This window comes from Pleomorphovibrio marinus, from assembly GCF_003347495.1.
GTDB classification, from domain to species: domain Bacteria; phylum Bacteroidota; class Bacteroidia; order Cytophagales; family Cyclobacteriaceae; genus Pleomorphovibrio; species Pleomorphovibrio marinus.
Map to the genome: position 1 here is coordinate 1 of NZ_QCXY01000007.1, position 23,806 is coordinate 23,806.

Here is a 23,806-nt window from a genome sequence, read left to right on the forward strand (position 1 = left end):
ATTAGAGGGAGAAAAGCTAGGACTGGAGAAGGGGGAGAAGCTCGGTATAGAGAAGGGTGAAAAACTCGGATTGGAGAAAGGTAAGAGGTCCGGGGTTATTAATTTGTTTAATGAAAAAGTCCCTGTACCTGTTATCGCAAAAGCTATGGAGCTTGATGAATCCAAGGTCGAGGGGATTTTAAGGGAAGAGGGGCTTTTGTGATGAGTGCAGAGGAGAACTCTCCAATCCTACCAGTTTTTGCCCACCCTCAGCCCGGAACAAGGTTAGGCCTATCAAAATATATTCCTCTCAGCTAGGAAGTGCTGTGGAGTTGAACCACTCCGTGTTTCTGGGCTTTTTGGGGTGGTGTCCCAATTCCCCGGGTTTCGCCCGGGGTTTATTGTTGGACCCTTTCAGGGTCTTGGGACGAAACAGGGAACACAAGTGCTGGCATGGAAACGGCCATTCTTGTCCATGGGGTTCACCCATGGCTATTGAGGAGTTTGACCCATTCGGGGTCGGGATTCCAGACAATAAATTTTCTTTTAGGCGATTAACTAATATATTTAGACTTAAATCCAATCTTGAATTTTTTAAGATGCATAAAAAAGGTCTAAGCGAACGAGACATTTGCACCAAATTCATTACTCCTGCACTGCAAAAAGCAGGTTGGGATATTCAAAAGCAAATTCGGGAAGAGGTGTTTTTTACAGACGGACGAATCATCGTGCAAGGTGCTCTCCATACCCGGGGAACCAGAAAACGTGCTGACTACATCTTATACTACAAAAATAATATTCCGCTGGCCATCATTGAGGCGAAGGATAACAAGAAAGGGGTTGGTACATTTCGAGATTTCATCCTTTTTTAAGCCTTCGTATTTTAATCCTTTAAAAGCGCACGGATAGTCGCTATGGGAAGAAACATTCTATCAGAACTGTTTAATTTGATGAAGCCAAATTTCTCGTAATAATTTACCGCTGATTCATCAATTGGGTCTACAAAAACACCTGCAATACCCAATACTTCCGCCACCTTAAGAATTTCGCCAAGCGCTTCCACCAACAAATAATCCCCAAGTTTTCTGCCTTGGTATTTCTTATCTACAGCTAGCCTGCCAATTACTGCAAATGGGATATCTAAATACCTGGGAAGTTTCTTTGATTCCTTTTCCGGAATTTCCTCTTTAGGAATTGAACCTGAGGACAGGGTAAAATATCCCAATACCTTTCCATCTTCCCCTTCTAGTATGTAGCAAACCGCTACATCTTTTTCTACATCCTGTTTGGCTATCTTGGCCAAATAATCATTTAACGGTTTTTTACCGCAGTCAAACTTACTCTTTTTGTGAGAAGTGTTCAGTTTGCAAATCCTCATTTTCCTGTTCGCCTTTGACTTTTAGATGATTTAAACGAGCCTGTTTTAAGCGAGCATTGGGACTAGGTGGATTCAGCAATGCATTAAAGAAAATGCGCTTATCCTCTTCATTCTTCAACATTTGACTTTCTTCCATCAAAAGAGCTTTTGATTCTTTCGACACACAATGCACAATAAATTCAGTCAGATTTTTGAACCCGCTAATCACCGAAGCTCTTCTAAAAAGCTCTTTTTGTTCTGTGCTGATACGAACATCAATTCTATCATTAACTTGCTTAGCCATATCTGATGATTTAAAATAGTATCTTGATTTCTATTTTTTCGACATAAATTAATTTCGCAATATTACAACAAAAGTACGGGTATTTTCCGTACAAAAAAAATTATTCTTTTTTTTATAATGATGGGGCACAGGCTCTCTAAATCCTATTTGACTATCCTGCTCAATTTTCTATTTCCGCTCGGGGTAGTTTCTTCCCTGCACATTTAAAGACCTATTGGTCCCAATGTGGGGTTTGCAATTCCACCCAAAATCAAAACCAATTTGTAGTTAGTTGAATCTGGTTCTATACAAAGCTTTTTAGAGCAGATGCTATATGAATCTTTCCAACTCCACATCAGGCATTTCATCATACGTCTGCCCATTAAGCTCTCTTCCTGCCTTCTTCTTGTTTTTTCCTCCCCATTGTTTAAAAAAGAAAGCCACTTTAGAGCTTTGACATTGCTCCTGAATATCCAATACCCAGTCTGGGTTCATGGGTCTGGCCTTGTGGCCGCTTTCCCCGCCTACGATGACCCAGTCGATTCCGCTTAAGTTGATCTTGGGAAGAGGTCCAATTAAAGGTTCTAAGGAAAGAAACTTTACCCGGGCACTGGATTGTCTCAAGAAATCAATTCTGTCCAAGACACGATTATCCTCTACCGAAACACCCATCCAGATATTATGCGACCAAGGCAAGAGAGGACTGATTTCAGCAAGTCGGCCTGCCCGCTTGGTAAGCACTTGGAAAACATGCTGTCCATTGTCCTTCATTACCTGAAATACCTTCTGAATAAATTCCAGAGGTACATCCTTGTGAAATAAGTCAGACATAGAGTTTACAAAGACCACCTTGGACTTTTTCCAGGTGTAGGGTATCTGCAAGGCATCCTCATGGATTTTAACCTTTTTGAATCCCGCTTTATATTTCTCCACACCCATAGCCTGAAGACGTTTGGTCATCACTTCGGCATAGCAGAATTTGCAGCCCGCCGTGATTTTGGTACAGCCCGTGACCGGATTCCAGGTCAGTTCTGTCCATTCGATTGAGGTTTGTGCCATGATTCAAATGTAGTTTTAATAGAATAATTATACTATTTTTTGTAACTAGTTGTCAGTTTTAAATTATTTATTTGGTTTTAGGAGAATGTATTCCTTCCAAATTTTTTCTTTACACACTTTCTCATAGGTAATCAAGGGACTATTTCCTGAATAATCTATTAGTTTCGCTTTTTTTAGGTTTTCTAGTACCACCTTTGCATGGGACGGAATATGTCCTCTATCCAATGTGTAAAAGAAGGCAGAATGATTGGATAATACTTTTCCAGACAACACCTCCCTTTTTAATTCTTCCTGAAAATGTTCAATCTTGGTTAGTTTTGTAGGTTCAAAGAAGTTCATTTGGCCCTTTTTTAAATCATCTTCTATGTCAAAATTTGCTGAACCATTCATGGTGTTTTGTTCCCATCCAATTTTTAAAAACTTGATAACAGCAGCAGGATGAGATGCCCCAAATACTAAACCATAAATACCAGAGGGCTTCTTTATGGTGAAAGGATAAAGCTTCAGATTGGTAGAAGTTGGAAGCCAGGCTCGAATGATATCCAAAAGCGATTGATGAATAAATCGATAAGGGTTTTTAAGTATTACCTCCAAATCATATCCAAGTTTTTTAAATTCTGGCGTTTCGCAGAAACGTTTTAGAAAGGAAGTTGAGACAAAGTAAAGAAAGTCTGTGGTTTTGGTCGATTCCAGCGCATTTAGATATGTGCTATTTAAAAACTTAACTCCATTCTGATCCAAAAAAACCAACGCAGGTAAACTCTTGATCAGCGGATATTCTTTTCTAAATGATTCTTCAAAATCTAGTGAAGTATACTCTATTTCTAGGACTTGCCTTAGTATAGGGTGTTTTTCTATGAATTCCGAGCAAACCTTTATAAGTGTGTTGGATTTATTCTTCTTATATTCATTAAGGTGAAGGTGGACTTTGGTTCGGTATTTAAGCAATAATTCTGAAAACTCTAATATCTTGGTAAGGATTCGGATTGGACTTCCTGGGACGCCATTCAAATCATAGCCTGTACCAGCAAAAAAATCAACAATGAAAATATTTCCTCCTTTTGCAATTGCAAATACTGGAATCCATGCTTGAGTATATTTTTCAAAAATTTCAAGTTTGGTCAAAGTTCCTAGATCAAATGGCTTGATGTGTAAATCCTTGGTTCCCATATAAAAAGTTTTAGTATTCTGTCAAATTTAAAAATATATTTCAAACTAAATCATAGGCTAATGATATTTTCGAATTTTATCGATTAACTGATACGGAGAAGATCACACAACACTGGAATGAAATGAGTATTTTCCGAGTATAGGTTTTCACGCAACGGCCGCAACGTACGCAACGCGGCAAATCACATCCAAAGTAACTCCGACAAACCAAATGGACAGCAAGGGTTTAGTAAACTGCTTTTAGCGGTCACTGTCCCCGAAATTTTTGTTGGTTAGGCAGATGATGGTCCTAAGGTTAAAATTTTGTTTTTTGTAAAGTACATTAACTTAAAATGTTTTTTGAGTAAAACATTTACTATTTTTGTTGTTTCAATAAAACAAAATGGAAAGGCTCATTAAACTATCAGAGAGAAAGCAAACCCAATCATTGCCGCAATTCCAAAGATACCTAACGGATCAAATAGATTGGGATCAGCGATTAATTCTTCTTTTGGGTCATAGGGGAGTAGGAAAAACCACCCTCTTGATACAGAGGATGCAAGCACTAAAGAAGCCTTCCATTTACCTTAGTTTGGATGATTTTTGGTTTGAAGAAAACAGGCTGGTCAGAACAATTGAAAAATTTTATCAAGAAGGCTATACGTACTTTTTTTTAGATGAAGTCCATCGCTATGTTCATTGGTCTTCGGATTTGAAGACTTTGTATGACAATTATCCTGATGCATACTTTGTGGTTTCAGGGTCATCAATATTGGAATTAGGCAAGGGCAAAGCAGATTTATCAAGAAGAGCGGCCGTATATCATTTGGCAGGCCTTTCGTTTAGGGAATTTTTAGCATTGGACAAAAGCATTAGCCTACCAGCATTAACCTTGGAGGAGTTGATAGATAGGCATGCTGACTCCGGTAATGAAATAGCCGACCAATTGGATGTGCTATCATTTTTTGAGCACTATTTGGAGTTTGGCTATTATCCGTTTTTTAGGGATGGAAAGGCATTGTACAAACAACGACTAATGGAAACCACAAACTTGGTGTTGGAAATGGATATTGCCCCTTTTGAGGAATTGACCCATAAAACTATCCGAAACATGAAGAAACTTATCTTTATCATTAGTGAATCCGTGCCTTTCATTCCCAATATCAGCAAAATTGCCGAGCGACTGGAAGTTTCCAGGAACACGATCTTAAAGACCTTAGATTTGCTCGAACAAGCCCAGATACTTAGCTTGTTGCGTAGCTCTACCAATGGTGTTTCCTTTCTCCAGAAGCCTAAGAAAATTTACCTACAAAACCCCAATTTACCCTACGTTTTCGCAGCTGGAAATGTAAATACTGGGAATAATAGAGAAATCTTTTTCTTTAACCAACTGAGGGTCAAACACGACGTTACCTTACCGAAATATGGAGATTTTATGGTGGATGGAAAGTACGTCTTTGAAATTGGGGGACCAAATAAAACCGCGCAGCAAATCCAAGGAATCCCCAATGCCTTTATCGCTGCTGACGGTATTCGGTCAGGAAGTGGAAACAGGATTCCCTTGTGGATGTTTGGGTTTTTATATTAGGGGAGTAGATTAATTAATCGGTAGTAATTGTTTTTTCCACTTCAGGGTTGTAGTACAAAAAGTATGGTAAGGTTGGCCAAGGGCTGTTTTTGTCAGTTTCGTCAAAGCAGACAAGGTGGGAGGATTCGATCTTGATACTTACTTTTATTGCAGGATGGTCAAGTTTTACACAATGGGTGCAACGTGGCGAATCACATCCAAAGAAAATTTTCTACAAATAAATTCTGGCCTTGGGCAGATAGATTTCGTAAATTGGGGCTAATCAAATAAAACCACCATGGCTACACAAACCACATCCCTAAACCGACGCTCTTTTCTTAAAGTATCCGCCCTGGCGGGAGGAGGTATGTTACTCAACTTTGGATGGATGGCAGGGTGCAAGCCTTCGGGTCAGGAAGAGGGACTCGGCATGCCTAAAGAATGGTTCCGGCTAAACGGTTTTTTGAAAATAGGTGAGAATGGCCTGGTCACCATCATGTCGCCCAATCCCGAAGGGGGACAGAACATCAAAACGGGCATGCCCATGATCGTGGCCGAGGAGCTGGATGCGGACTGGTCAAAGGTGGTGGTGGAGCAGGCTCCCTTGGATACCGAAAATTTTACCCGGCAGTTTATAGGGGGAAGCCAGGCCATCCGGTTGGGGTGGAAAGATTTACGGACCGCAGGAGCCACGGCAAGACAAATGCTTATCAATGCCGCTGCCCAGACATGGGAGGTGCCTGCCGCTGACATCCGTACCGAAGCGGGAATGCTTTACCACCAGGGAAGTAACAAAAAAGCAAATTTTGGGGAAATGGCCTCCCTCGCCGCCACCCTTCCTGTGCCGGAAGAGGTTAAGTTAAAAGACACTTCCGATTTTAAAATCATTGGTACTTCCCAAAGGAATGTAGATGCCAAAAAGATCCTCACTGGCAAGCCGCTTTTTGGAATTGATTATAAAAAAGAAGGTATGTTGGTGGCCATGATCGTCCACCCTCCTGCACATGGCTTAAGGCTGAAATCCTTTGATGACAAAGAGACGAGAAATATGCCGGGCATTCAGGATATTTTTCGGATCAAATCCCATCAGGATGACTATGAAAGGCTGTTTTTTGATACCACAAGTTTTACCGACCTGGTGGCCATAGTCGGAAAAACCACTTGGGAGGTCATGAATGCCAAAAAGGCTTTAAAGGTGGAATGGGAGGAATTCGAGTCTTATGAGGAAAAAAGGGACTGGAACGGAAGGAAGGAAACCCGCAAAATCCCCAAAGGACTGGAGAGTTCTGATAAGCAACTACAAAAAATGGAAGAAGCGTCCAAAAAGCCCACTGTCCGAAGAAAAGACGGTAACCCCGAAAAGGCGTTCAGGGATGCGGCCAAGGTAATTGAACGTAGTTATACCGCACCTTTTTTGGCGCATAACTGTATGGAGCCCATGAATTTTTTTGCCGATGTGACCTCCGATAAGGCAGAACTTGCGGGGCCCTTGCAGAAGCCCGAGCTTACAGAGTTGGCGCTTTCTTCTCGTTTGGGGATACCTGTGGAAAACATTGATATCCATATGACCCGGCTGGGAGGGGGATATGGCCGCCGTTCCTATGCACACTGGTTGATCGAGGCAGCGGTAATTTCCCAAAAAGTCAATGCACCTGTGAAGCTGATTTACACGCGGGAAGATGATATGACGGGTGGAATTTACAGACCAGCCTACAGGGCTACCTACAGGGCAGCACTGGACAGTGAGAACAAGCTGATCGGGTTTCATATCAATGCCGGAGGATTGGTGGAGGGGCCTCTTTTTCCGGACCGCTTTCCCGCAGGTGCGGTAGAGAATTACCTGGCAGAAGACTGGACTGTACCTTCCAACATTACGGTAGGCTCTTTTAGGGCACCCAGGTCCAATTTTATGGCGGCTACGGAGCAGTCCTTTTTGGATGAGGTGGCGGAAGAAGCCGGAAAGGACCCTATCGATCTGCGCCTGGAAATGTTGCAAAAAGCCATGGACAAGCCGGTAGGTAAAAACAACGATTACGATCCAAAACGATATGCAGAAGTCCTGAAGTTGCTCCAAGAGAAATCGGGTTGGGCTAGTAGTTCTTCCGATACTCACAAAGGAATGGCTGCCTACTATTGCCACAACAGCTATGCAGCTCAGGTATTGGAGATGAAAATGGAAGACGGGAAACCCAAAGTGACCAAAGTGGTAACTGCAGTGGATTGTGGCCGGATTATCAACCCGGATGCCGCCAAAAACCTCTGTGAAGGGGCAGTGGTGGACGGAATTGGAACGGCCATGTTTGGGGAAATGAGCTTTGATAAGGGTAGGCCGGAAAAGAGGAATTTCGACAAATACCGTATGATCCGGATGGGAGAGGCCCCAAAGGGTATTGAAACCCACTTTGTGGAGAATGGGGAAGATCCCACGGGATTGGGTGAGCCTGCTTATCCGCCGGTGTTTGCGGCCCTGGCCAATGCGTTGTATAGGGCAAATGGAAAGCGATTATATCAACAGCCGTTTGTTAACGAGGTTTAATCCGACAGGTTTGGTAGTTCGACCCTTTCAGGGTCGTGGGTCTAAACCGAGAACAAAATTTTTGGCATGAAAACGGTTGCCACTGTATACAAAATCCCAATGACAAAGACCACTCTTAAGTTCACATTGGGTAACACCTGACACAGTCTCCAAACGGATCAAAGAAACACGCATGGGTTTCCACTCCATTAGCCCCCTGCGTTAGCTCGGGGATTAAAGGACCCAACGACAATTCCCCAACCCCGGACGGGGTTGAACTCCGGGAACAAGTATTCGCACGAAGGATTCCTTCAGGAAATGGGGCAATTTCGTTCGGGAGACCAATCCCGGACGGAGACACGGTGGCTTCTTAAATACCCCCCTTCCGGGGCAAAAAACAACGATTCGATCTTTCCCCCTCCTGTTTTAGGAGGGGGAAATAAAAACCTTTTACCTCTCAAAACTTTGTATGCCCTTCAATGCACTGGCATTCCCGGAATCAATTTGGCCCAGGACCGTGATCTCCCCTGTGGTTTCCAATACCATAACATCCACCTGCTTGAGATCCTGAAACCCCTTTTCCCTGGCGGAAAGGTGAATTTCTTCCACAGTAATCCTTTCTTTCTTTACATTCTCACTGATCAGTTCCCCTTTGAAAAGCAACAAGGTAGGTTGACTGGTCACTATATTTTTCACGGCTTTAAAGCGTACGGACAACCAAGTGATGACAAACTGCAAAGAGATAAAAAGGAAAAATGCCAATGCCCCATCTGCCAGAGGGATATCCTTGTTTAGGGCTACAGCAGCTAATGTAGAACCCAGGGCCACGGTAACTATAAAGTCAAAAGCATTCATTTTGGACAATGTTCTTTTGCCGAAAGCCCTCAGGAAGGTTACCATGCAAAAATAGGCAAGGATGGTAATGACAAATGTCCGAAACAAACTTTGCCAATTTTCGAAAAGCAGATGTTCCATTTAGGTTGTTTTTTTGAAAGGAAAAGGGGAATAGTTTGTTATGTTTTTTTCCTAAAGGTATTGAACTACAAAAACCTTGCTCAAAAGGTAAAAGAGGGCAACAATATCCTTCGCTCCTGCCGGCACTTTGGCGATGGTGGGGTTGGTGTATTTTGCGAGACTTCGGGGCGAGGGGACTTGGAGACATTTCAGGGACTAAGAGACCTGTTTTCAAGAGAAAGGTTGGGTTTCGCTTCGGAAGGTTTTTGTCACGCTTGCCTGCCTTTGGCAGGGAGGGCACAGAGTAGGCACGAAGAGCGCGAAGTTTTTTTTCTCCGTTTCTCGAAATTTGCAATTTCGAGAACAGATAAAGCGGATTTATAATCCGCAGGTTGCACATCTTCGGAAAAATAGTTTGGATTTCGTAGCCTATACTCTTCTAGAGCATTGCTTCAGATCTTGTTTTGGGGGATTACCAATCCCGAACAGCGGTACAGCGGCTTCTTAAAATCAATCCTTCTTCCAGCGCAAAAACACCCATTCGATCTTTCCCCCTCCTGTTTTAGGAGGGGGAAAAAGGGGGTGGTGGAAACAAGGCGGAGGCAATGATCAACCTTTCGAAACCTACCATTTTTCACCCACCATCCCTCAACCCGAAACAAGGTTAGGCTTATCAAAATATATTCCTCCCTGCCAAGAAGTGCATTGGAGTTCAACCACTTCGCGGTATTGGGGCATGGTTTCCCAAAATCCCCGGATTATTGAAAGATTAGACCAATATCTTGGTCGTTTGGTGAGGGTAGTTTCGGGGTATAGTCCCTAAAGGACAAACCAGTTGAAATACAAAAATCACCTTGCAAACTTCAAAAAAAGAGCGAAATTTACCCAATGAAATACCTTTTTCACCCAAAATACCTTTGCTGTGCCCTTTTCTTGCTTATTTTTTTCGGAGAAGAATCTAAGGCTCAGGTGATTGTGGCAGGGCAACCCGTTTTGGAGGAGGCCCTAAGAAGAAAACAAATCCTGGGGGAACTGGAAGGGGAAAGCTCCTTTGCCTTACGTCCCATAAAAATTTCCTGGTCCGGTAAGGAAACCTTCCCGCTGTCTTGGGAGGCCTTTTACTCGGAAGATTCGGATACCTTGAAGAATACTGGCAACCTGCGGCTTTTGCCATTTAGGGGCATTGGTAAATACGCGGGTGGCAGGCCCTCTGGGCCAAGCCCCTATGAGATGCTGCCTGCAGCGGGCTTACAGACCCTTGGTTCGGTAGGAGTGGAATATATGTTGCCCTGGCTGCATGTCTACCTACAGCCTACCTTGCTCTTGGCACTGAATCCTTCCTACCAGGGATACCCCGGTTTTGGTGCAGGCCCGGATGCCAACAGGTTCAGTATCTGGCGTACCGGTGATATGTCGGAGCGTCTGTATCCGGGACGAGTGGCCAGGTTGGGCTGGGGCAACAGCAAAGCCGCCATTCGTGCGGGTGCATGGGAAATGGGCATGTCCACCGAAAACATCTGGTGGGGTCCAGGACAGTTCCACTCCCTCACCTTCAGCCACCATGCCCCCGGCTTCGCACACTTTACCATAAACACCCACAGGCCCATGAAGACTTTTTTGGGCAATATAGAAGCCCAGTTGGTGATGGGCAGCCTACAACCCAACACCATGCCCTACTCCCAGAATGGGGATCTCAACGACCGCCATTCCAGGCCCCGCCCCGACGAAAACCGGTACCTCAACGCCGTGAACATTGTCTTTTCCCCCAAATGGCCAGAAGGCCTGCACCTGGGCCTGGCAAGAACATTTCAGAGGTATGTGAGTGAGAGAGGTACCGGCATCAGGGATTGGTTGCCTGTGTTGGAGCCCTTTCAGAAGGTGAGGCATTTTAACGACGGTCACAGCGTGGACTATGACCGGAGGCGGCAAGACCAACAGGCCAGTGCCTATGCCCGTTACCTAATCCCAGAGGCGAGGATGGAACTTTATTTTGAGTTTGGCAGAAGGGACCATGCCTTTAACTGGAGGGAATTTTTCCTCAACCCCGAGCATGCCAGGGCTTACCTTATTGGTTTTAAAAAACTTTTCCCCACTGCTAAACCCGGGGAGTGGTTACAGGTAAGGGGAGAGATGGTACAAGGCAGCCAAAGCATCAACCGGCAAACCAGGTACGGGGATTTGAGTTCTATCTTTAGCTGGCACAGCCACGGTGCGGTTTATGGTTTTCAGCAGCAGGGACAGACTATGGGCATAGGGGCAGGAAATGGCACGAATTTGCAGATCCTGGAATTTGCTTGGGTGAAGGGCTTGGACAAGCTGGGGCTGATGCTGGAGCGTGCCGAGCAGCATATGGGTTTTTACGAGAGGGCATTTCCCGATCCTCTGCTTTACCGGCCCTGGGTGGACCTCAGCATGGGGTTTCAGTATACCAAGCAGTGGGACAGGTTCTTGGTGGATGCCCAGTTGCGCGGGATACAGGGCCTAAACTACCAGTGGATGGGCAACCAGGACCCTGTACCCGGCTTTCCCCGTTCCATAAACAAGTTTAGTATGATGGGGCAGTTGCAGGTGATGTATTTGCTACATTGAATGGGGTTTGGATTTTAGAGCCCGGTTGAGAAGGAGAGATTGGAGGGAGACTGAGAGACTTAGGGACGGAGAGAGGGGGCGATTTGTTTACGTGGGGGATGGAATTTTGGTCTCCGGATGGGTTTAGTCACGAAGGAAATGGTTTTTTTTTGGGGGACTGGATGGAGACGAAGAGAGGGGGAGGTTTGTTTTCGGGTAAATATTAATCATGCCCGGGTTGTTTTTCAGTCACAAATCCAAACCTTCCTTATCCGATAAAAAAGCAGTATCCTCGGTTTCTTGATAAGATATCCCCATTCATTGGAACCCTCATTCAAATGACCTATATTCACTATCCAAGCTTGATGATGATGGTTGGAAAAATAAAATAAACCGGATATGTCAGCATTAAAAAGCAGCATAATTGAAACATTTGGGTTTTCAGAAAGTGAATTTAATAGTATTCAGGATTTTTTCGTCCCAATAGAAATTAAGAAAGGGGATCATTTTTTGAAACAAGGACAATATGTACGGCACTTGGGCTTTGTTGAGAATGGAATATTAAGAGAGTTTCTCTATACAAACGGCAAAGAAGTGACAAAATGGTTTTCTTCGAGTGGGTATTTTGCAGTTGACTTATCAGGATTCCTTTTTGGACAAAAATCTAAAGTAAATTACCAAGCACTGAGCGATGTTTCCCTATTGGCATTGTCAAAAGACAATTATGATAAAATTGCAGATAAAGTGCAACGATGGAACATTTTGGAAAAAATGTTTTTAACTAAGTGTTTTTCAGTTTTGGAAAACCGGGTAATTTCCCACCTATCCATGAATGCTGAAGAACGTTATAATCAGCTATTTGACATTAATCCCGAACTTTTTAACCAAGTACCATTAAATTATTTGGCCTCCATGCTTGGAATGACACCGGAAACCCTTAGCAGGATAAGAAACAAGAGGAGCTAATCGATTTTTTGATATTTGTCAAGCCAATAAAGGATTAAGATTCGGAGATTTGTATCAAAGAGTTCGGGGCAGGCAAGGACAGGCTATGCGGCAAACGAAAATGAATTAAAAACACATTAATCGAAAAATAATAAAGGCCAAAAAAATGAACATCAATACGTTAAAAGAAAGAGATGTTGCATCCTGGGATTCTAAATTGGTAAGGATCTACAACCAATTCCGAGAACTATTGAGTGAATTAAACAAAAGGGAGCTATCTCCAAATGTTGTGGAATCTATCAATAGGGATGTGGATGAAATAAATTCAACAACTCTTACAGGAAAAGATCTGAGGGATTTTGTAAAAGAGAAAGAGACTAAAATCTTAAATCAAGTTGAAAAGGAACTTCAACTTATACCAAAAAACTACTACCGAAACCTATGGTTGGGGTTTGGGATTCCCATAGGCTTGTCTATTGGAATGACTTTGGGTTTTAGCCTAGGCAACATATCTTTATATGCAATAGGAATACCCATTGGAATGGCTATAGGAATGTTGGTTGGTTCACAAATGGACAAAAATGCACTCGTAGAAGGAAGACAATTGGATTTCGAGATAAAACATTGACTGTAAAACCCTTCATTTATTATTGTTGAACTGCTAATATAGCCTTGACTTAAAGGGTTTGGCATGGCTATTTTGAGTGAACTAGTGTAACAATAATTCGTCTTAAACGGATAATTGACCGACAACAAAATCCTTAGCTAAATGGTACTTGATATGTATTTATAAAGTTAGATGGGGGATGAAAAAATCAATGGCCTGACTGGGCTCATAAAGGACAACGCTGTTTGTTTTAAGAATAATTATTGTTTTCTTAAAAAATTATTTCAATACCTTGTAAATAAAGGATAACTCCGTATCTACACAATTACTATAAAACATGTTGTTTCCTATAAGTAAGGAAAGGTTTTATTAATTCTACAATTATAAACACATGAAATTTAAAAAATGGGTTGAGGATAACTTTGTCCCTTTCAAGTTACCTGATTTTGATGGTAGTTACAGTCATTTTAAACCATTAAACAAAATTATAGATAATACGCGAGTCGTAGCGTTAGGTGAAAATTCACATTTTATAAAGGAGTTCTTTTTATTGCGTCATGACCTCATACGTTATTTTATTGAAGAACTTGGCTTTACAACATTTGCTTTTGAATTTGGCTTTGCAGAGGCTTTTTCAATTAATAGTTGGATTCAGGGTCAAGGGGCAGATGATGAGATAAGAGAACATTTAGAACATTTTTATTACCCTGAGGAGTTGCATAACACATTTCGATGGCTAAGGGAATATAATAGAAGTGCAAAACACAAAATCACGTTTCTTGGTATTGACGTACCTAAAAATGGGGGTTCCTATTTCCCAAACTTATCCTTGGTTCAGGATTTTTTTGAAAAGACAGATAGAGAGGCTTTGCATCTCATAGAAGATATAAAAGGGCTTGTAAAAGAACTGGATCTTTTTTCCACATCTCAGGCAGCCATCAAACTGCAAGACTTAACAGAGCCCGAAAAGCACCTGTTAACCTATAAGATAGCCCGAGTGAAGCAGCGCCTGGAAGTCATGGCACCATCTCTCCAAGAGAGGTATGGTAAAAAGGAATTTGAAAAGACCTTGCAGCTCATAAACGGTATGGTATACCAAGATTACAACATACAGGCCATGGCAAACTTTATTTCTGGAGTAGGTACGTCAGGGGATGAGGGATCAAGGGACAAATACATGGCAGATACTGTGCTTTGGCATTTGAATAGTTCAGATCCAGGCACAAAAATACTGTTGGTTGCACACAATGCACATATTCAAAAGACACCATTTTATTACGAGGGATTCCTGAGTTGCTTCCCAATGGGACAAAGGTTGAAATATGCCCTCGGAAATGATTATATGGCTTTGGGAATGACCTCATATGCTGGTAATACTGCGGCTCTTTATCCCGAAAAGGACTCAAAATTCGGTTTTCGGGTGGATAATTTTCAATTGGAGCAAGCAAAAGAAGGTTCTGTTGAAAAAGCCTTGAAAGATGCTGGAGTTACCAACGCTTTTGTCTCTTTTAAAGATTTTAGAGGGGATGATCCATCCATCCCAAATTTGATTCGTTTTGATACTATTTACACCGAAACTAACCTAAAAGAAGCGTTTGATGGGGTTTTTCAAATGGAGAAGTCCACCGTTTCTGAAGTTGTTTTCGAATAACTCCGGAAGGGTTTGGTCACGAAGGTTTTTGGGACTGGATGGAGACGAAGAGACTGGGAGGTGACTAAGAGACTTAGTGACGAGGAGAGGGGGAGATTTGTTTAGGGGTGAATTGGATTTATACACTTTGAGTAGAATCTAACTTTACCATTATTCGGTATAGACGAGGGAGGAAAGACAAGGATTCCAAATTCTTCCCATCTGGGATCGGGGTTTTAATTCCATATCAGCGGGTTACAGTAGTCATTCTTAGCGGCAGCTAAAGCACTGTTCTTGGATTAGGAAGGTGGCAGATCATTATTCATCATTAATACACCTGAAAATACCTCCAACACCACAGCCACTCCAAAAAAACAAAAGAAAACCTTACCTTTAACCAAAACTGCAAAGCTTCAAAACCAATGGCAAAGACGCTCTGGGTGACCACCAGGTTTAAGGAAAACATTGATATAAGAACAAAACTAATCGGTGCCCTGGAAGCCATCACCCCTGACCACCTAAAACACTGCAAACCCTATACCCACCAGGAGGGAAATACCACCCTGGGCATTCTAAACCCCTCTGGACTTAGGCACCTACAAGGAACCAACCATATCCTGGGGGACATCTTTGAGAAACGGGAGAACTGGTTTGTCCCCAACACCGGTACGCCTGAGGGTGCTTTCAGCCTTTTCCGGGAAAACGGGGAGGTAGTGGAAATACTCAGCGACTCCTTGGCCAGCAGGACAGTCTGGTATTATATGGACCAGCGGTATTTTATAGCTTCCAGCTCCCAAAGAGCGATTTTATTGCTGTTGGGAGGAAGGCAATGGAACGAACAGGTCATTCCCTGGATGTTTTCCAGCGGCACATTGGGTCCTTCCAACTCTTGGGACACCCGCCTGAAATCTCTGGATCCTGACAGCACCCTGTCCTTGGATAAAAGTGCCTGGAACCTGAAGGTTTCTAAAAAGGCTGTACATTTTGACCCCCAACCCCTTGACGAGGCCGGGCAGGTGGAAAGGTTGAGAAGTTCCATCCGGGAAGTACTGGGGCCGCACTATTCCATGCCCTCGGACTGGGTATTGTCCATCTCTGGAGGAGTGGACAGCAGGGGGTTACTGTATGCTGTTTTGGCACACGCCCCCACTTCACAGGAGATTAAGACCCTAACTTGGGGAGGGAAGGCTACCATGAAGCAGCGGGAGTCGGATTTCTACCTGGGACAGGTTCTGGCAAAGCAAGCCAATACCAGCCACTCCAATGTGATCTTGGACCGGGAACAGGTGCCCTTTGAACTGCTTTGGGAGCGCTTTTTGACCAATGGAGAAGGAAGGGTGGACAATATTACCGGCTACGTAGACGGTTTTGGACTTTGGGAAAAACTCCATAGACAGGGAATCAAGGGGATGCTAAGGGGAGATGAGGCTTTTGGGCAATTATTGGGCTTGCAACATAGGGAGAATCCGGATTTTCTCCGCTTTACGATAGGCCTAAGTCTGTGCAGGGATTTTCAGCAGCCCTACTTCCGTTTATTGAGCGAAGCCTACACCCAGGAACTTCCTGCAAGCTACGCCAAAAGAGGGGAGGAGTCATGGTATACCTGGAGGGACAGGTTATACCAGGAATTCAGGATGCCCTTGGTTATGGCGGCATTGACGGACCTAAAGCTTGCCTACCTGGAAGTGGTCAATCCTTTTCTTTCGCAAAGCATTTTAAATGCGGTACGCAATATTCCCGATCAGGGACGATTGGAAAAGCGTGCATTTGCTTCCTTGGTGAACTCCTTTTGGCCGGAGGTACCTTATGCCAGTTCCGGGTCGGGCATCCGGCCTTCTGAGTTGATGCAAAGGAAAGATGCCTCTACTAAAATGATGGATCTGCTACAGGGAAGCGATGCAGGGGTGCTTTTTCCACAGCAGTTCCGAGAAGGGCTGCTTAAGGATATCCAAAACAGACAAGGAGCAAAATTCAAGGCCAAAGCCTTGCTAAAAAAACTGCTTCCTTCTCCAAAGAGGGGAAGAAGTGTTAATTTGGATAGGCCCATGCCCGTAAACTGCTTCCAGATGGGCTTAAGGGCAATGATGATCCTGGATATGTACCAGCGGCTTGGGGACAGCCCTAAGCGACTAGTGCTGCCTCAAGGACCCTGAGTCCGTTCAGAAATTCTCGACCAGGGAAAGGGTGGTGGCTTCCAGGATGTCAAAGCCGATCTCTGCCATGATGTTTTCCCTGTCCAGCGTTGGGTTTACTTCCACGATTTCCCAGGCACACACACGTTTGTCCCGGATCAGGGCAGTATTTAGTTCCATGGCCTGTTGGATGTCCAAGCCATCAGGCACCGGGGTTCCTGTGCCCCTTGAAATATTACTGTCTATGCTGTCCACATCAAAGGAAATATAGATTTGATCACAGTCCTTTAGGGTCTCCAAGGCCAGGTTGCTGGTCTTTTCCACCCCTAACCTTTTAAGTTCTTCCACTCGAATTACCTTGATGCCGTATTTTTGGATCAGTTCCCTTTCGGGTGCCTCGGTGTCCCGCACCGCTACAAAAACGATGTCCTGGGGCAGGATTTTTGGCCCTTCGCCACCGATTTCCTTTATTTTTTCCCAATAGGCTACTGTACCCGGCAGGGGGTCATTTACCTTGGAAGCCAGGTTGTCTTCCCCCAGGCACATGGCCAGCGGCATGCCGTGCATGTTTCCCGAAGGAGTGGTATAGGGGGAGTGCAGGTCTGCATGGGCATCGATCCAGATTACACCCAGGCGTTTTTCGGGAGCTGCGGCCTTAATACCCATAATGGTACCTGCTGCAGTACTGTGGTCACCGGCCAGGATAATGGGAAAGTACTTTTCTTCCCGTAGGGTTTTGATGGTGGAAAACACATTTTGCAAAACCTCATACACCCCGTCGATATAGTTGGCAAATGGATGTTGGTTATGCTTCCAAAGGTAGTTGTTGGCATCCTTCACATTGATGGGATCAAACTGCGTGAAAAAGCTGGACTTTTTGTCTAGGGAAGCCACTTTGAGGGCATCAATACCCATACTTGCTCCCCGGGTCCCTGCCGCCAACTCTGACCTTACCTCTACCAATTTGATGTCTCTCATACTTGCATAAACGTTAAAAATGAAATGCAAAATTCCACTTTTATAACCATTCTTACAAAAAAAACAGGATAAGTATCCATAAAATATCCCGTTGATCAAATTTGGCCTTTTCTTTTTCGCTGAAGCTTTGAATAAATGGGTCTTTTGGTCTAGTTTTATTTGTAATTGCTTAATTATCAACTATAAAATCCTTTTGAAATGGGTGTATTATCCAATAGACGTTCCTTTTTGAAAAACGCCGCACTGCTCGCTGGCGGTGCCTTTTCTGCCCAGAGTTTATTTAACCAGGCCCATGGGGCGGCTTTCGAGGACCTTTCCGCTCGCTTCCAAGGCTTCTCGGCGGCAGATTTGGCTAAGCAAGAGGACTATTGGGCCACCATTCAACAAGCCTACACAGCCAGCTCTGCTCCACTGGTCAACCTGAATAACGGAGGCGTGTCCCCATCGCCGGTATTGGTACAGCAGGCTGTGGAAAGATACAATCAGCTTGCTAACCAGGGGCCTTCCTATTATATGTGGAGGATATTGGACCAGGGAAGGGAACCCTTGCGGGAAAGACTTGCCGAACTGGCAGGTACGGATCCGGAGGAGATCGCCATAAACCGTAATGCCACCGAGGCCTTAAACACCGTGATCTACGGTCTGGACTTGTTCAGGGGAGACGAGGTGATTGGTTGTCACCTTGATTACCCTAATATGATGCAAGCGTGGCGACAAAGGGCTGAAAGGGAGGGGATAGTGTACAAGCAACTCAACTTTGAGTTTCCCATAGAGAACGATGACCTCATTGTGCAGGCTTACAAGGAGGCCATTACTGAAAAAACCAAGATTATACACGTCACCCATGTGATCAACTGGGTGGGCCAGATCATGCCGGTACAAAAGATCTGCCGCATGGCGCATGAGCATGGGATAGAGGTGATCGTGGACGGGGCCCATTCCTTTGGGCTCTTGGATTTCAAGATACCTGAGTTGGAAGGGGATTATTTTGGTACCTCCCTACACAAATACCTTTCGGCTCCTATTGGCAGCGGGATGTTATGGATGAAAAAGGAAAAGATTGGCAAGGTATGGCCCTTGCTCTGCAATGGGGAGCCTAAAAGCGGAAACATCCGAAAGTTCGAAACCTTGGGGACAAGAAGTTTTCCCATAGAGCAGGGGATAGGCGAAGCCCTGAATTTCCATAATGGTATAGGGACAAAACGCAAAGAGGAACGGATCAGATACCTTAAAAACTACTGGGCGGAAAAGGCCCAAAATACTCCAGGAGTTAAGATTCACACCTCTTTGAAGGCTCCATACAGTTGTGCCATTGCGGGGGTTTCGGTGGAAGGAATGACTCCAAAGGATTTGGAAAGCACGCTTTTATCACGTTTTCAGATCCACACCACCCCGATTTCTTACCAAAACCTGAACTGTGTTAGGGTTTCCCCTCATGTATATACTCGGCTCTCGGATTTGGATAAATTAGTGAGGGCCTTGGGAACCCTTGCCGCGGAACATACACAACAAGACCTAGGGGAAAAGGGTGCATAAAAGAAGTCATTCTTCCCTTTCCCTATCATCCTTCTTGAAGGATTCCAATAGCCCCATCAATTCCTCCACCTTATCCGGGTGTTGCTTGTTTAGGTTTTTGGTTTCCCTGAAATCCTCCCGGAGGTTGAATAGCTCTACCCCGTCCTGTTCGTGTACCAGCAGTTTCCAGTCCCCAGCCCTCAGGGCGTAGGTATCTCTGATTTTCCAGTATAGCGGTTTTTCAGGAAGGGTTTCTTTTTCCCCACTCACTAGTGGCCAGATGTTTCGCCCGTCAATGGGGTGGGAGATGGATTCACCACCGGCAAGCTGGTAAAGGGTAGGCAACCAGTCCGAGATGTGCACGGTTTGTTCCACCATCCCTGGGCTTATTTTTCCCGGCCAGTTAACGAAGCCAGGAACCCGTATTCCACCTTCCTGTAGCGAGTGCTTCCAGCCTCTGAGGGGGTAATTGTTTCCCAACACTACATGGGGGGCATCCTCATACCTTCCCTGGTAATTCGTGGTGCTTGACCAGCTTTTTTGAGCTCCGTTATCACTTACAAAAATGATAAGCGTGTTTTCCCTTTTACCTGTCCGCTCCAGCGCATCCACTATTTCCCCTATGCTATCGTCAAGGTGGCTGACTGCTGCGGCAAAGAGTTTTCTGGATGGATGCATCATAGGGCTGTCCTTATAGCGCTGCCAATACTCCTCAGGCTCATCCAGAGGGGAATGGGGCACGTGGTGGGTAACGTATAGAAAGAAGGGTTCTTCCCTATCCTCCTCTATGATCCGTACCGCCTCCTTTGTAATCAGGTCGGTGACATGTGTCCCACTTTCATCCAGGTATTCGTCATTTCTGTGCCAGGACCTTGTGTCTGTCAAGGCTGTTTCCTCTTTGTATTCATGGGTATAGGGATCTATTTGTCCGTCAAAGTAGCCATAGGAAGACTGGAAGCCGTATTTCAACGGGGTATATGGGGGAGAACCCATATGCCATTTCCCATTTATGGCCGTGAAATAGCCTTGATCAGCCAGCATGGAGGCCAGGGTAGGGTCACCAAGGTCTATGACTTCCCCGTAGGCAGGGGCAAGTACACCGTATCGGCTGGGATATTTGCCCGTCATCAAACTTACCCGGGTGGGAGTACAGGTAGGCATTACATAGTGTTGGCTAAAGATTTTTCCCTCCCTGGCCAGTTGGTCGATATTTGGGGTTTTAATGTCGGAACCATGGTACCCTACATCCGCCCAGCCTAGGTCATCGGGCAAGATCATCAGGATATTGGGTTTATCGGTTGTTGCTGCCGCTTTTTGGTCCTGAGTCCTTTCTTGGCAGGATAGAAAGAGGAAGAAAAAGGCTAGGAGGGGTAAGGTATAAGATTTCATATGATTATAATTTGTTTTTTAAAGGCCATATGGAATCTCGCAGTCTATAATCATCCCAGTGTGTGACGGGCTCGTCATGCCCAGACTGCCGTCCAGGCAGGCTCGATTTCATTTAGATATATTGGGTTATCCCTAAGCTGTGGCAGATTAATCTACTAACCAATGTGGGGTTCGAATTTTTTTACACCTCCGATTTTGACAAGCCTTTCCCTATTTCAAGAATAGAATACAAATGGTTAGAACAAATTTACATTTTTTTTTGAAGGGTTTCCAAGGATGAAACCTTGTCAGTACTGGTAGGAAGCGTTTTACCTCACCCCAGCATAAGAAATTTTGCTTATCTCTCATTTTTCATTTATTATAGCCGAATAAACCCAATACCATGACTAAAGTTGTTTTCCCCTTAATCCCCTTTTTAGCAATTTGTTTTCTTTCCTGTGCACCAGAGGGGCCCAAAGAAAAGGATACCCATATCCAATTGTCAGGCGTTTATCCCCACCTTGCCTACTACAATGAGGAAGGGGAATGCGGCACCGGGGCCGTGGTGCCCTGGGCGGATAGGCTTTGGGTGATCACCTATGGTCCCCATTTGCCTTTTGGGTCCTCGGATAAGCTATACGAGATCGATAAAAGCCTGACAAGCAAAGTCCGTCCCGAAAGTATAGGGGGTACCCCTGCAAACAGAATGATCCACAGGGAAAGTGAACAGCTATTTATAGGCCCTTATGCCATAGATAGGGAACGCGGAGTTAGGGCCATTCCCTATGAAGTAATGCCCGGAAGGCATACCGGAACGGTAAGGCACCTGCAAGACCCTGCCAACAAGGTATATTATGCCACCATGGAAGAGGGCTTTTATGAGGTAGATGTCAATACCTTAGAGGTGAAAATGCTATACGAGGATGGCAACGTCACTTCCCAAAAGCAGGACGATACCGAAATGAACTCCCCCGGGGCTTTATTAAAGGGTGCACATGGCAAAGGTGCCTATTCTGGACAAGGAGTCATGGTGTACTCCAACAACGGGGAATCTGGTCAAGAAGCATTGGAAAGGTTTGATATAGAGGCAGGCTCGCTATCGGAATGGGATGGGAATATATGGAAATTGGTAAGGAGAAACCAGTTTGTGGAGGTGACTGGACCAGGTGGGATTTATGGTAACGAGGATCCCGAAGAGGATCCTATCTGGGCAACAGGTTGGGACCACAAATCCCTAATTATGGCCTTAAGGGATAATGGGGAATGGAGCTATTTCCGTTTCCCAAAAGCCAGCCATAGCTATGATGGTGCCCATGGTTGGAATACCGAATGGCCAAGGATCAGGGATGTGGGTAAGGAGGGCAACCCCGCTTACCTTATGACCATGCATGGGATGTTTTGGGATTTCCCGGCTGATTTCAGCCGATCCAATACGAAAGGCATTCGACCAAAATCTGCCTATTTAAAAGTTATTGGGGATTTTGCCCGTTGGGAAAATCAGCTGGTCTTCGGCTGCGATGATTCCGCCCACAGGGAGTTCTTGAACAAGAGAAGTGCTAAGGGAGGGATAGAAGGGCCCGGCCAATCCAATTCCAACCTATGGTTTGTGGATCCGGAGCTGCCCAACCAACTGGGACCAGCCACTGCAAATGGTGCACTTTGGCTTGAAGAGGAGGTGAAGGCTGATCAGGTTTCGGAAGGGATGCTCTTTCAGGGTTGGGACCACAAAACGGTGTGGATACATAACCTCGGCAAGGAAACTACCACCTTTACTCTGGAATCGAGGGATGGTGAAGAGGATGCCTGGACCACCTTGTCCTCTTTCGAGATTGCCCCTGGCAGTTCCCAGCATGAAGTATATGCAGGGGATGAGGGTAAGGAATGGCTAAGGGTGAAGGTGGACAGGGATACCCGTGCCACTGTACATGTCTCCTATTCCGATACCGATAACCGGGATACCTTTGTACAGGGCATTTTTGAGGGGATGCTATCCATAGACGAGGAGGAATATAATGCAGGGCTGCTGTATGGGTTGGGTGACAACCGTAGGCAGTTGGGGCTTTCGGGATTGACGTTTAATGGTGGTGAAGTGGAAGATCTTGGCTATTATGAGTTGGATGAGCAACTGAACCTTTCTAGGGTGGATGATCCTGAAATGTTTTCTTTTATAAAAGAAAATTTTGCTGTTCCCAACCAGGTGTTTGAGGTGGAAGAGGGTTCCGTGTTGATTGTGGATGATTCCGGGAGACGTTGGAGGTTGCCATTAGGGGAGGAGGCATTTACCGAACCCTCCTTGGATGGAAGGTTGAGGATTTGCCGGGAGGTGGCCACCGAAAGGGATTTATTCAACTGTCATGGTACCTTTTACGAGTTGCCGGCAGAAAATGCGGATGGATATGCCAAGATCAGACCCATCAGCTCCCATCAGCTGAGGGTACATGATTATGCTTCGTACCGGGGTCTTTTGGTAATGACGGGAGTTGACTCCAATGCGGCAGGAAACAACCCCCATGTGATTGTCTCCAATGACGGAAAGCTTAGCATATGGGCTGGGGTGATTGATGACCTCTGGAAGCTTGGTAAGCCGGTAGGAAAGGGAGGTCCCTGGGTGAATAAATCCGTAAAGGCAGGGAATCCCTCAGACCCCTATTTGTTTGGCTTTTATGACAAGAAGAAGCTGGAGCTTTCCCACGACAGTAGGCAGGAGGTTCAGTTCCTTATTGAGATCGAGCCGATAGGGCATGGACCCTGGATGGAATACCGAAGGGTGACGGTAAAGCCGGGCGAGACCTTTACGCATGAGTTTCCAGAGGGAATACAGGGTAGGTGGATTCGCTTTACTACCAATAAGGCTTGCCGTGCCAGCACTTGGTTGACGTATAAGTAGAGGGGCTAGAGACATTTGTTAATATTCTTAGCAAGGTGATTTAGAGGCTGAATAGTTAGATACCATGGATTTACCACTCGATGGTATAACACTTTCTCACTTGCTCCAATCCTTGAGGGCTTGAGTCTCCCTTCACAGTTTCTGTCCTACTTTTTACCTTAAACAACATCTGCTAAGGGCAAACCTACTAATGGATATCCTACCAATTTCCCTTACTTTAGTTTATCCGCTTCTTATCAGTTCCTGTGCTAAGTACTTGAAGAAACCTTGGGAATGCTTCCACGGCATTTAGCACTCCAATGAACCTTCACCA

16 protein-coding genes and 2 pseudogenes are annotated in these 23,806 nt (G+C 44.9%); 11 read left to right on the plus strand and 7 right to left on the minus strand.

Translation table 11 applies throughout. The features are described from left to right. Nucleotides 1-202 (plus strand): annotated as a pseudogene (locus DB520_RS16750) (hypothetical protein); the annotation flags it as partial. A gap of 376 nt (nucleotides 203-578) precedes the next feature. Continuing rightward, nucleotides 579-827: pseudogene (locus tag DB520_RS27695) on the plus strand (type I restriction endonuclease subunit R); the annotation flags it as partial. A 35-nt stretch (nucleotides 828-862) separates the two neighbouring features. Here the strand turns inward: DB520_RS27695 and DB520_RS16760 are convergent. From DB520_RS16760 to tcmP, 4 genes are all read right to left on the minus strand, one after another. Beyond that, nucleotides 863-1,282, minus strand: a complete 420-nt coding sequence (locus DB520_RS16760) for a GNAT family N-acetyltransferase (protein ID WP_157972129.1) — start codon at nucleotides 1,280-1,282, stop codon at nucleotides 863-865. A 34-nt stretch (nucleotides 1,283-1,316) separates the two neighbouring features. Beyond that, a complete protein-coding gene (locus DB520_RS16765) occupies nucleotides 1,317-1,640 on the minus strand; it encodes a type II toxin-antitoxin system TacA family antitoxin (RefSeq protein ID WP_114750918.1) in 324 nt (107 codons plus the stop codon). Nucleotides 1,641-1,949: 309 nt separating this feature from the next. Continuing rightward, nucleotides 1,950-2,678: a DUF5131 family protein gene (locus tag DB520_RS16770; RefSeq protein WP_114750920.1), complete on the minus strand. Its 729-nt coding sequence runs from the start codon at nucleotides 2,676-2,678 to the stop codon at nucleotides 1,950-1,952. 63 nt (nucleotides 2,679-2,741) lie between these two features. Further along, nucleotides 2,742-3,848 carry a three-Cys-motif partner protein TcmP gene (tcmP, locus tag DB520_RS16775; RefSeq protein WP_114750922.1) on the minus strand — a complete coding sequence of 369 codons (1,107 nt, stop codon included), beginning with the start codon at nucleotides 3,846-3,848 and terminating at the stop codon, nucleotides 2,742-2,744. A gap of 382 nt (nucleotides 3,849-4,230) precedes the next feature. Here tcmP and DB520_RS16780 point away from each other — a divergent pair, with 382 nt between their 5' ends. Both DB520_RS16780 and DB520_RS16785 read left to right on the plus strand, forming a co-directional pair. Beyond that, nucleotides 4,231-5,415, plus strand: a complete 1,185-nt coding sequence (locus tag DB520_RS16780; protein WP_114750924.1) for an ATP-binding protein — start codon at nucleotides 4,231-4,233, stop codon at nucleotides 5,413-5,415. A 277-nt stretch (nucleotides 5,416-5,692) separates the two neighbouring features. Continuing rightward, complete coding sequence (locus DB520_RS16785; RefSeq protein WP_114750926.1) at nucleotides 5,693-7,930, plus strand: xanthine dehydrogenase family protein molybdopterin-binding subunit; 2,238 nt, start codon at nucleotides 5,693-5,695, stop codon at nucleotides 7,928-7,930. A 429-nt stretch (nucleotides 7,931-8,359) separates the two neighbouring features. Here DB520_RS16785 and DB520_RS16790 read toward each other — a convergent pair whose 3' ends face one another. Then, nucleotides 8,360-8,884, minus strand: coding sequence for a DUF421 domain-containing protein (locus DB520_RS16790; RefSeq protein ID WP_114750928.1), 525 nt, complete (start codon nucleotides 8,882-8,884; stop codon nucleotides 8,360-8,362). An 867-nt stretch (nucleotides 8,885-9,751) separates the two neighbouring features. Between DB520_RS16790 and DB520_RS16805 the strand changes: the two genes are divergently transcribed. The 5 genes from DB520_RS16805 to DB520_RS16825 all read left to right on the plus strand — a co-directional run bounded on the left by DB520_RS16805 (nucleotide 9,752) and on the right by DB520_RS16825 (nucleotide 16,766). Then, the gene (locus DB520_RS16805; RefSeq protein WP_114750934.1) at nucleotides 9,752-11,452 is read left to right on the plus strand and encodes a capsule assembly Wzi family protein; all 1,701 of its coding nucleotides are present in this window, start codon (nucleotides 9,752-9,754) and stop codon (nucleotides 11,450-11,452) included. A gap of 378 nt (nucleotides 11,453-11,830) precedes the next feature. Continuing rightward, complete coding sequence (locus tag DB520_RS16810; RefSeq protein ID WP_114750936.1) at nucleotides 11,831-12,397, plus strand: Crp/Fnr family transcriptional regulator; 567 nt, start codon at nucleotides 11,831-11,833, stop codon at nucleotides 12,395-12,397. A 145-nt stretch (nucleotides 12,398-12,542) separates the two neighbouring features. Continuing rightward, the gene (locus tag DB520_RS16815; protein ID WP_114750938.1) at nucleotides 12,543-13,004 is read left to right on the plus strand and encodes a hypothetical protein; all 462 of its coding nucleotides are present in this window, start codon (nucleotides 12,543-12,545) and stop codon (nucleotides 13,002-13,004) included. A gap of 370 nt (nucleotides 13,005-13,374) precedes the next feature. Beyond that, entirely contained in the window at nucleotides 13,375-14,634 is a 1,260-nt protein-coding gene (locus DB520_RS16820) for an erythromycin esterase family protein (protein WP_114750940.1), read from the plus strand. A 401-nt stretch (nucleotides 14,635-15,035) separates the two neighbouring features. Then, on the plus strand, nucleotides 15,036-16,766 hold the full coding sequence (locus DB520_RS16825; RefSeq protein WP_114750942.1) for a hypothetical protein: 1,731 nt from the start codon (nucleotides 15,036-15,038) through the stop codon (nucleotides 16,764-16,766). 6 nt (nucleotides 16,767-16,772) lie between these two features. Here DB520_RS16825 and DB520_RS16830 read toward each other — a convergent pair whose 3' ends face one another. Beyond that, entirely contained in the window at nucleotides 16,773-17,723 is a 951-nt protein-coding gene (locus DB520_RS16830) for an arginase (RefSeq protein ID WP_114751145.1), read from the minus strand. A 198-nt stretch (nucleotides 17,724-17,921) separates the two neighbouring features. Here DB520_RS16830 and DB520_RS16835 point away from each other — a divergent pair, with 198 nt between their 5' ends. Further along, on the plus strand, nucleotides 17,922-19,259 hold the full coding sequence (locus DB520_RS16835; RefSeq protein WP_114750943.1) for an aminotransferase class V-fold PLP-dependent enzyme: 1,338 nt from the start codon (nucleotides 17,922-17,924) through the stop codon (nucleotides 19,257-19,259). A gap of 6 nt (nucleotides 19,260-19,265) precedes the next feature. On the opposite strand, the gene DB520_RS16840 is transcribed toward DB520_RS16835, so the two are convergent. Next, entirely contained in the window at nucleotides 19,266-20,627 is a 1,362-nt protein-coding gene (locus DB520_RS16840) for an arylsulfatase B (protein WP_114750944.1), read from the minus strand. A 382-nt stretch (nucleotides 20,628-21,009) separates the two neighbouring features. Here DB520_RS16840 and DB520_RS16845 point away from each other — a divergent pair, with 382 nt between their 5' ends. Further along, nucleotides 21,010-23,493 (plus strand): hypothetical protein, encoded by a 2,484-nt coding sequence (locus DB520_RS16845; protein ID WP_114750945.1) that lies wholly within the window; start codon nucleotides 21,010-21,012, stop codon nucleotides 23,491-23,493. The last annotated feature ends 313 nt before the right edge of the window (nucleotides 23,494-23,806 follow it).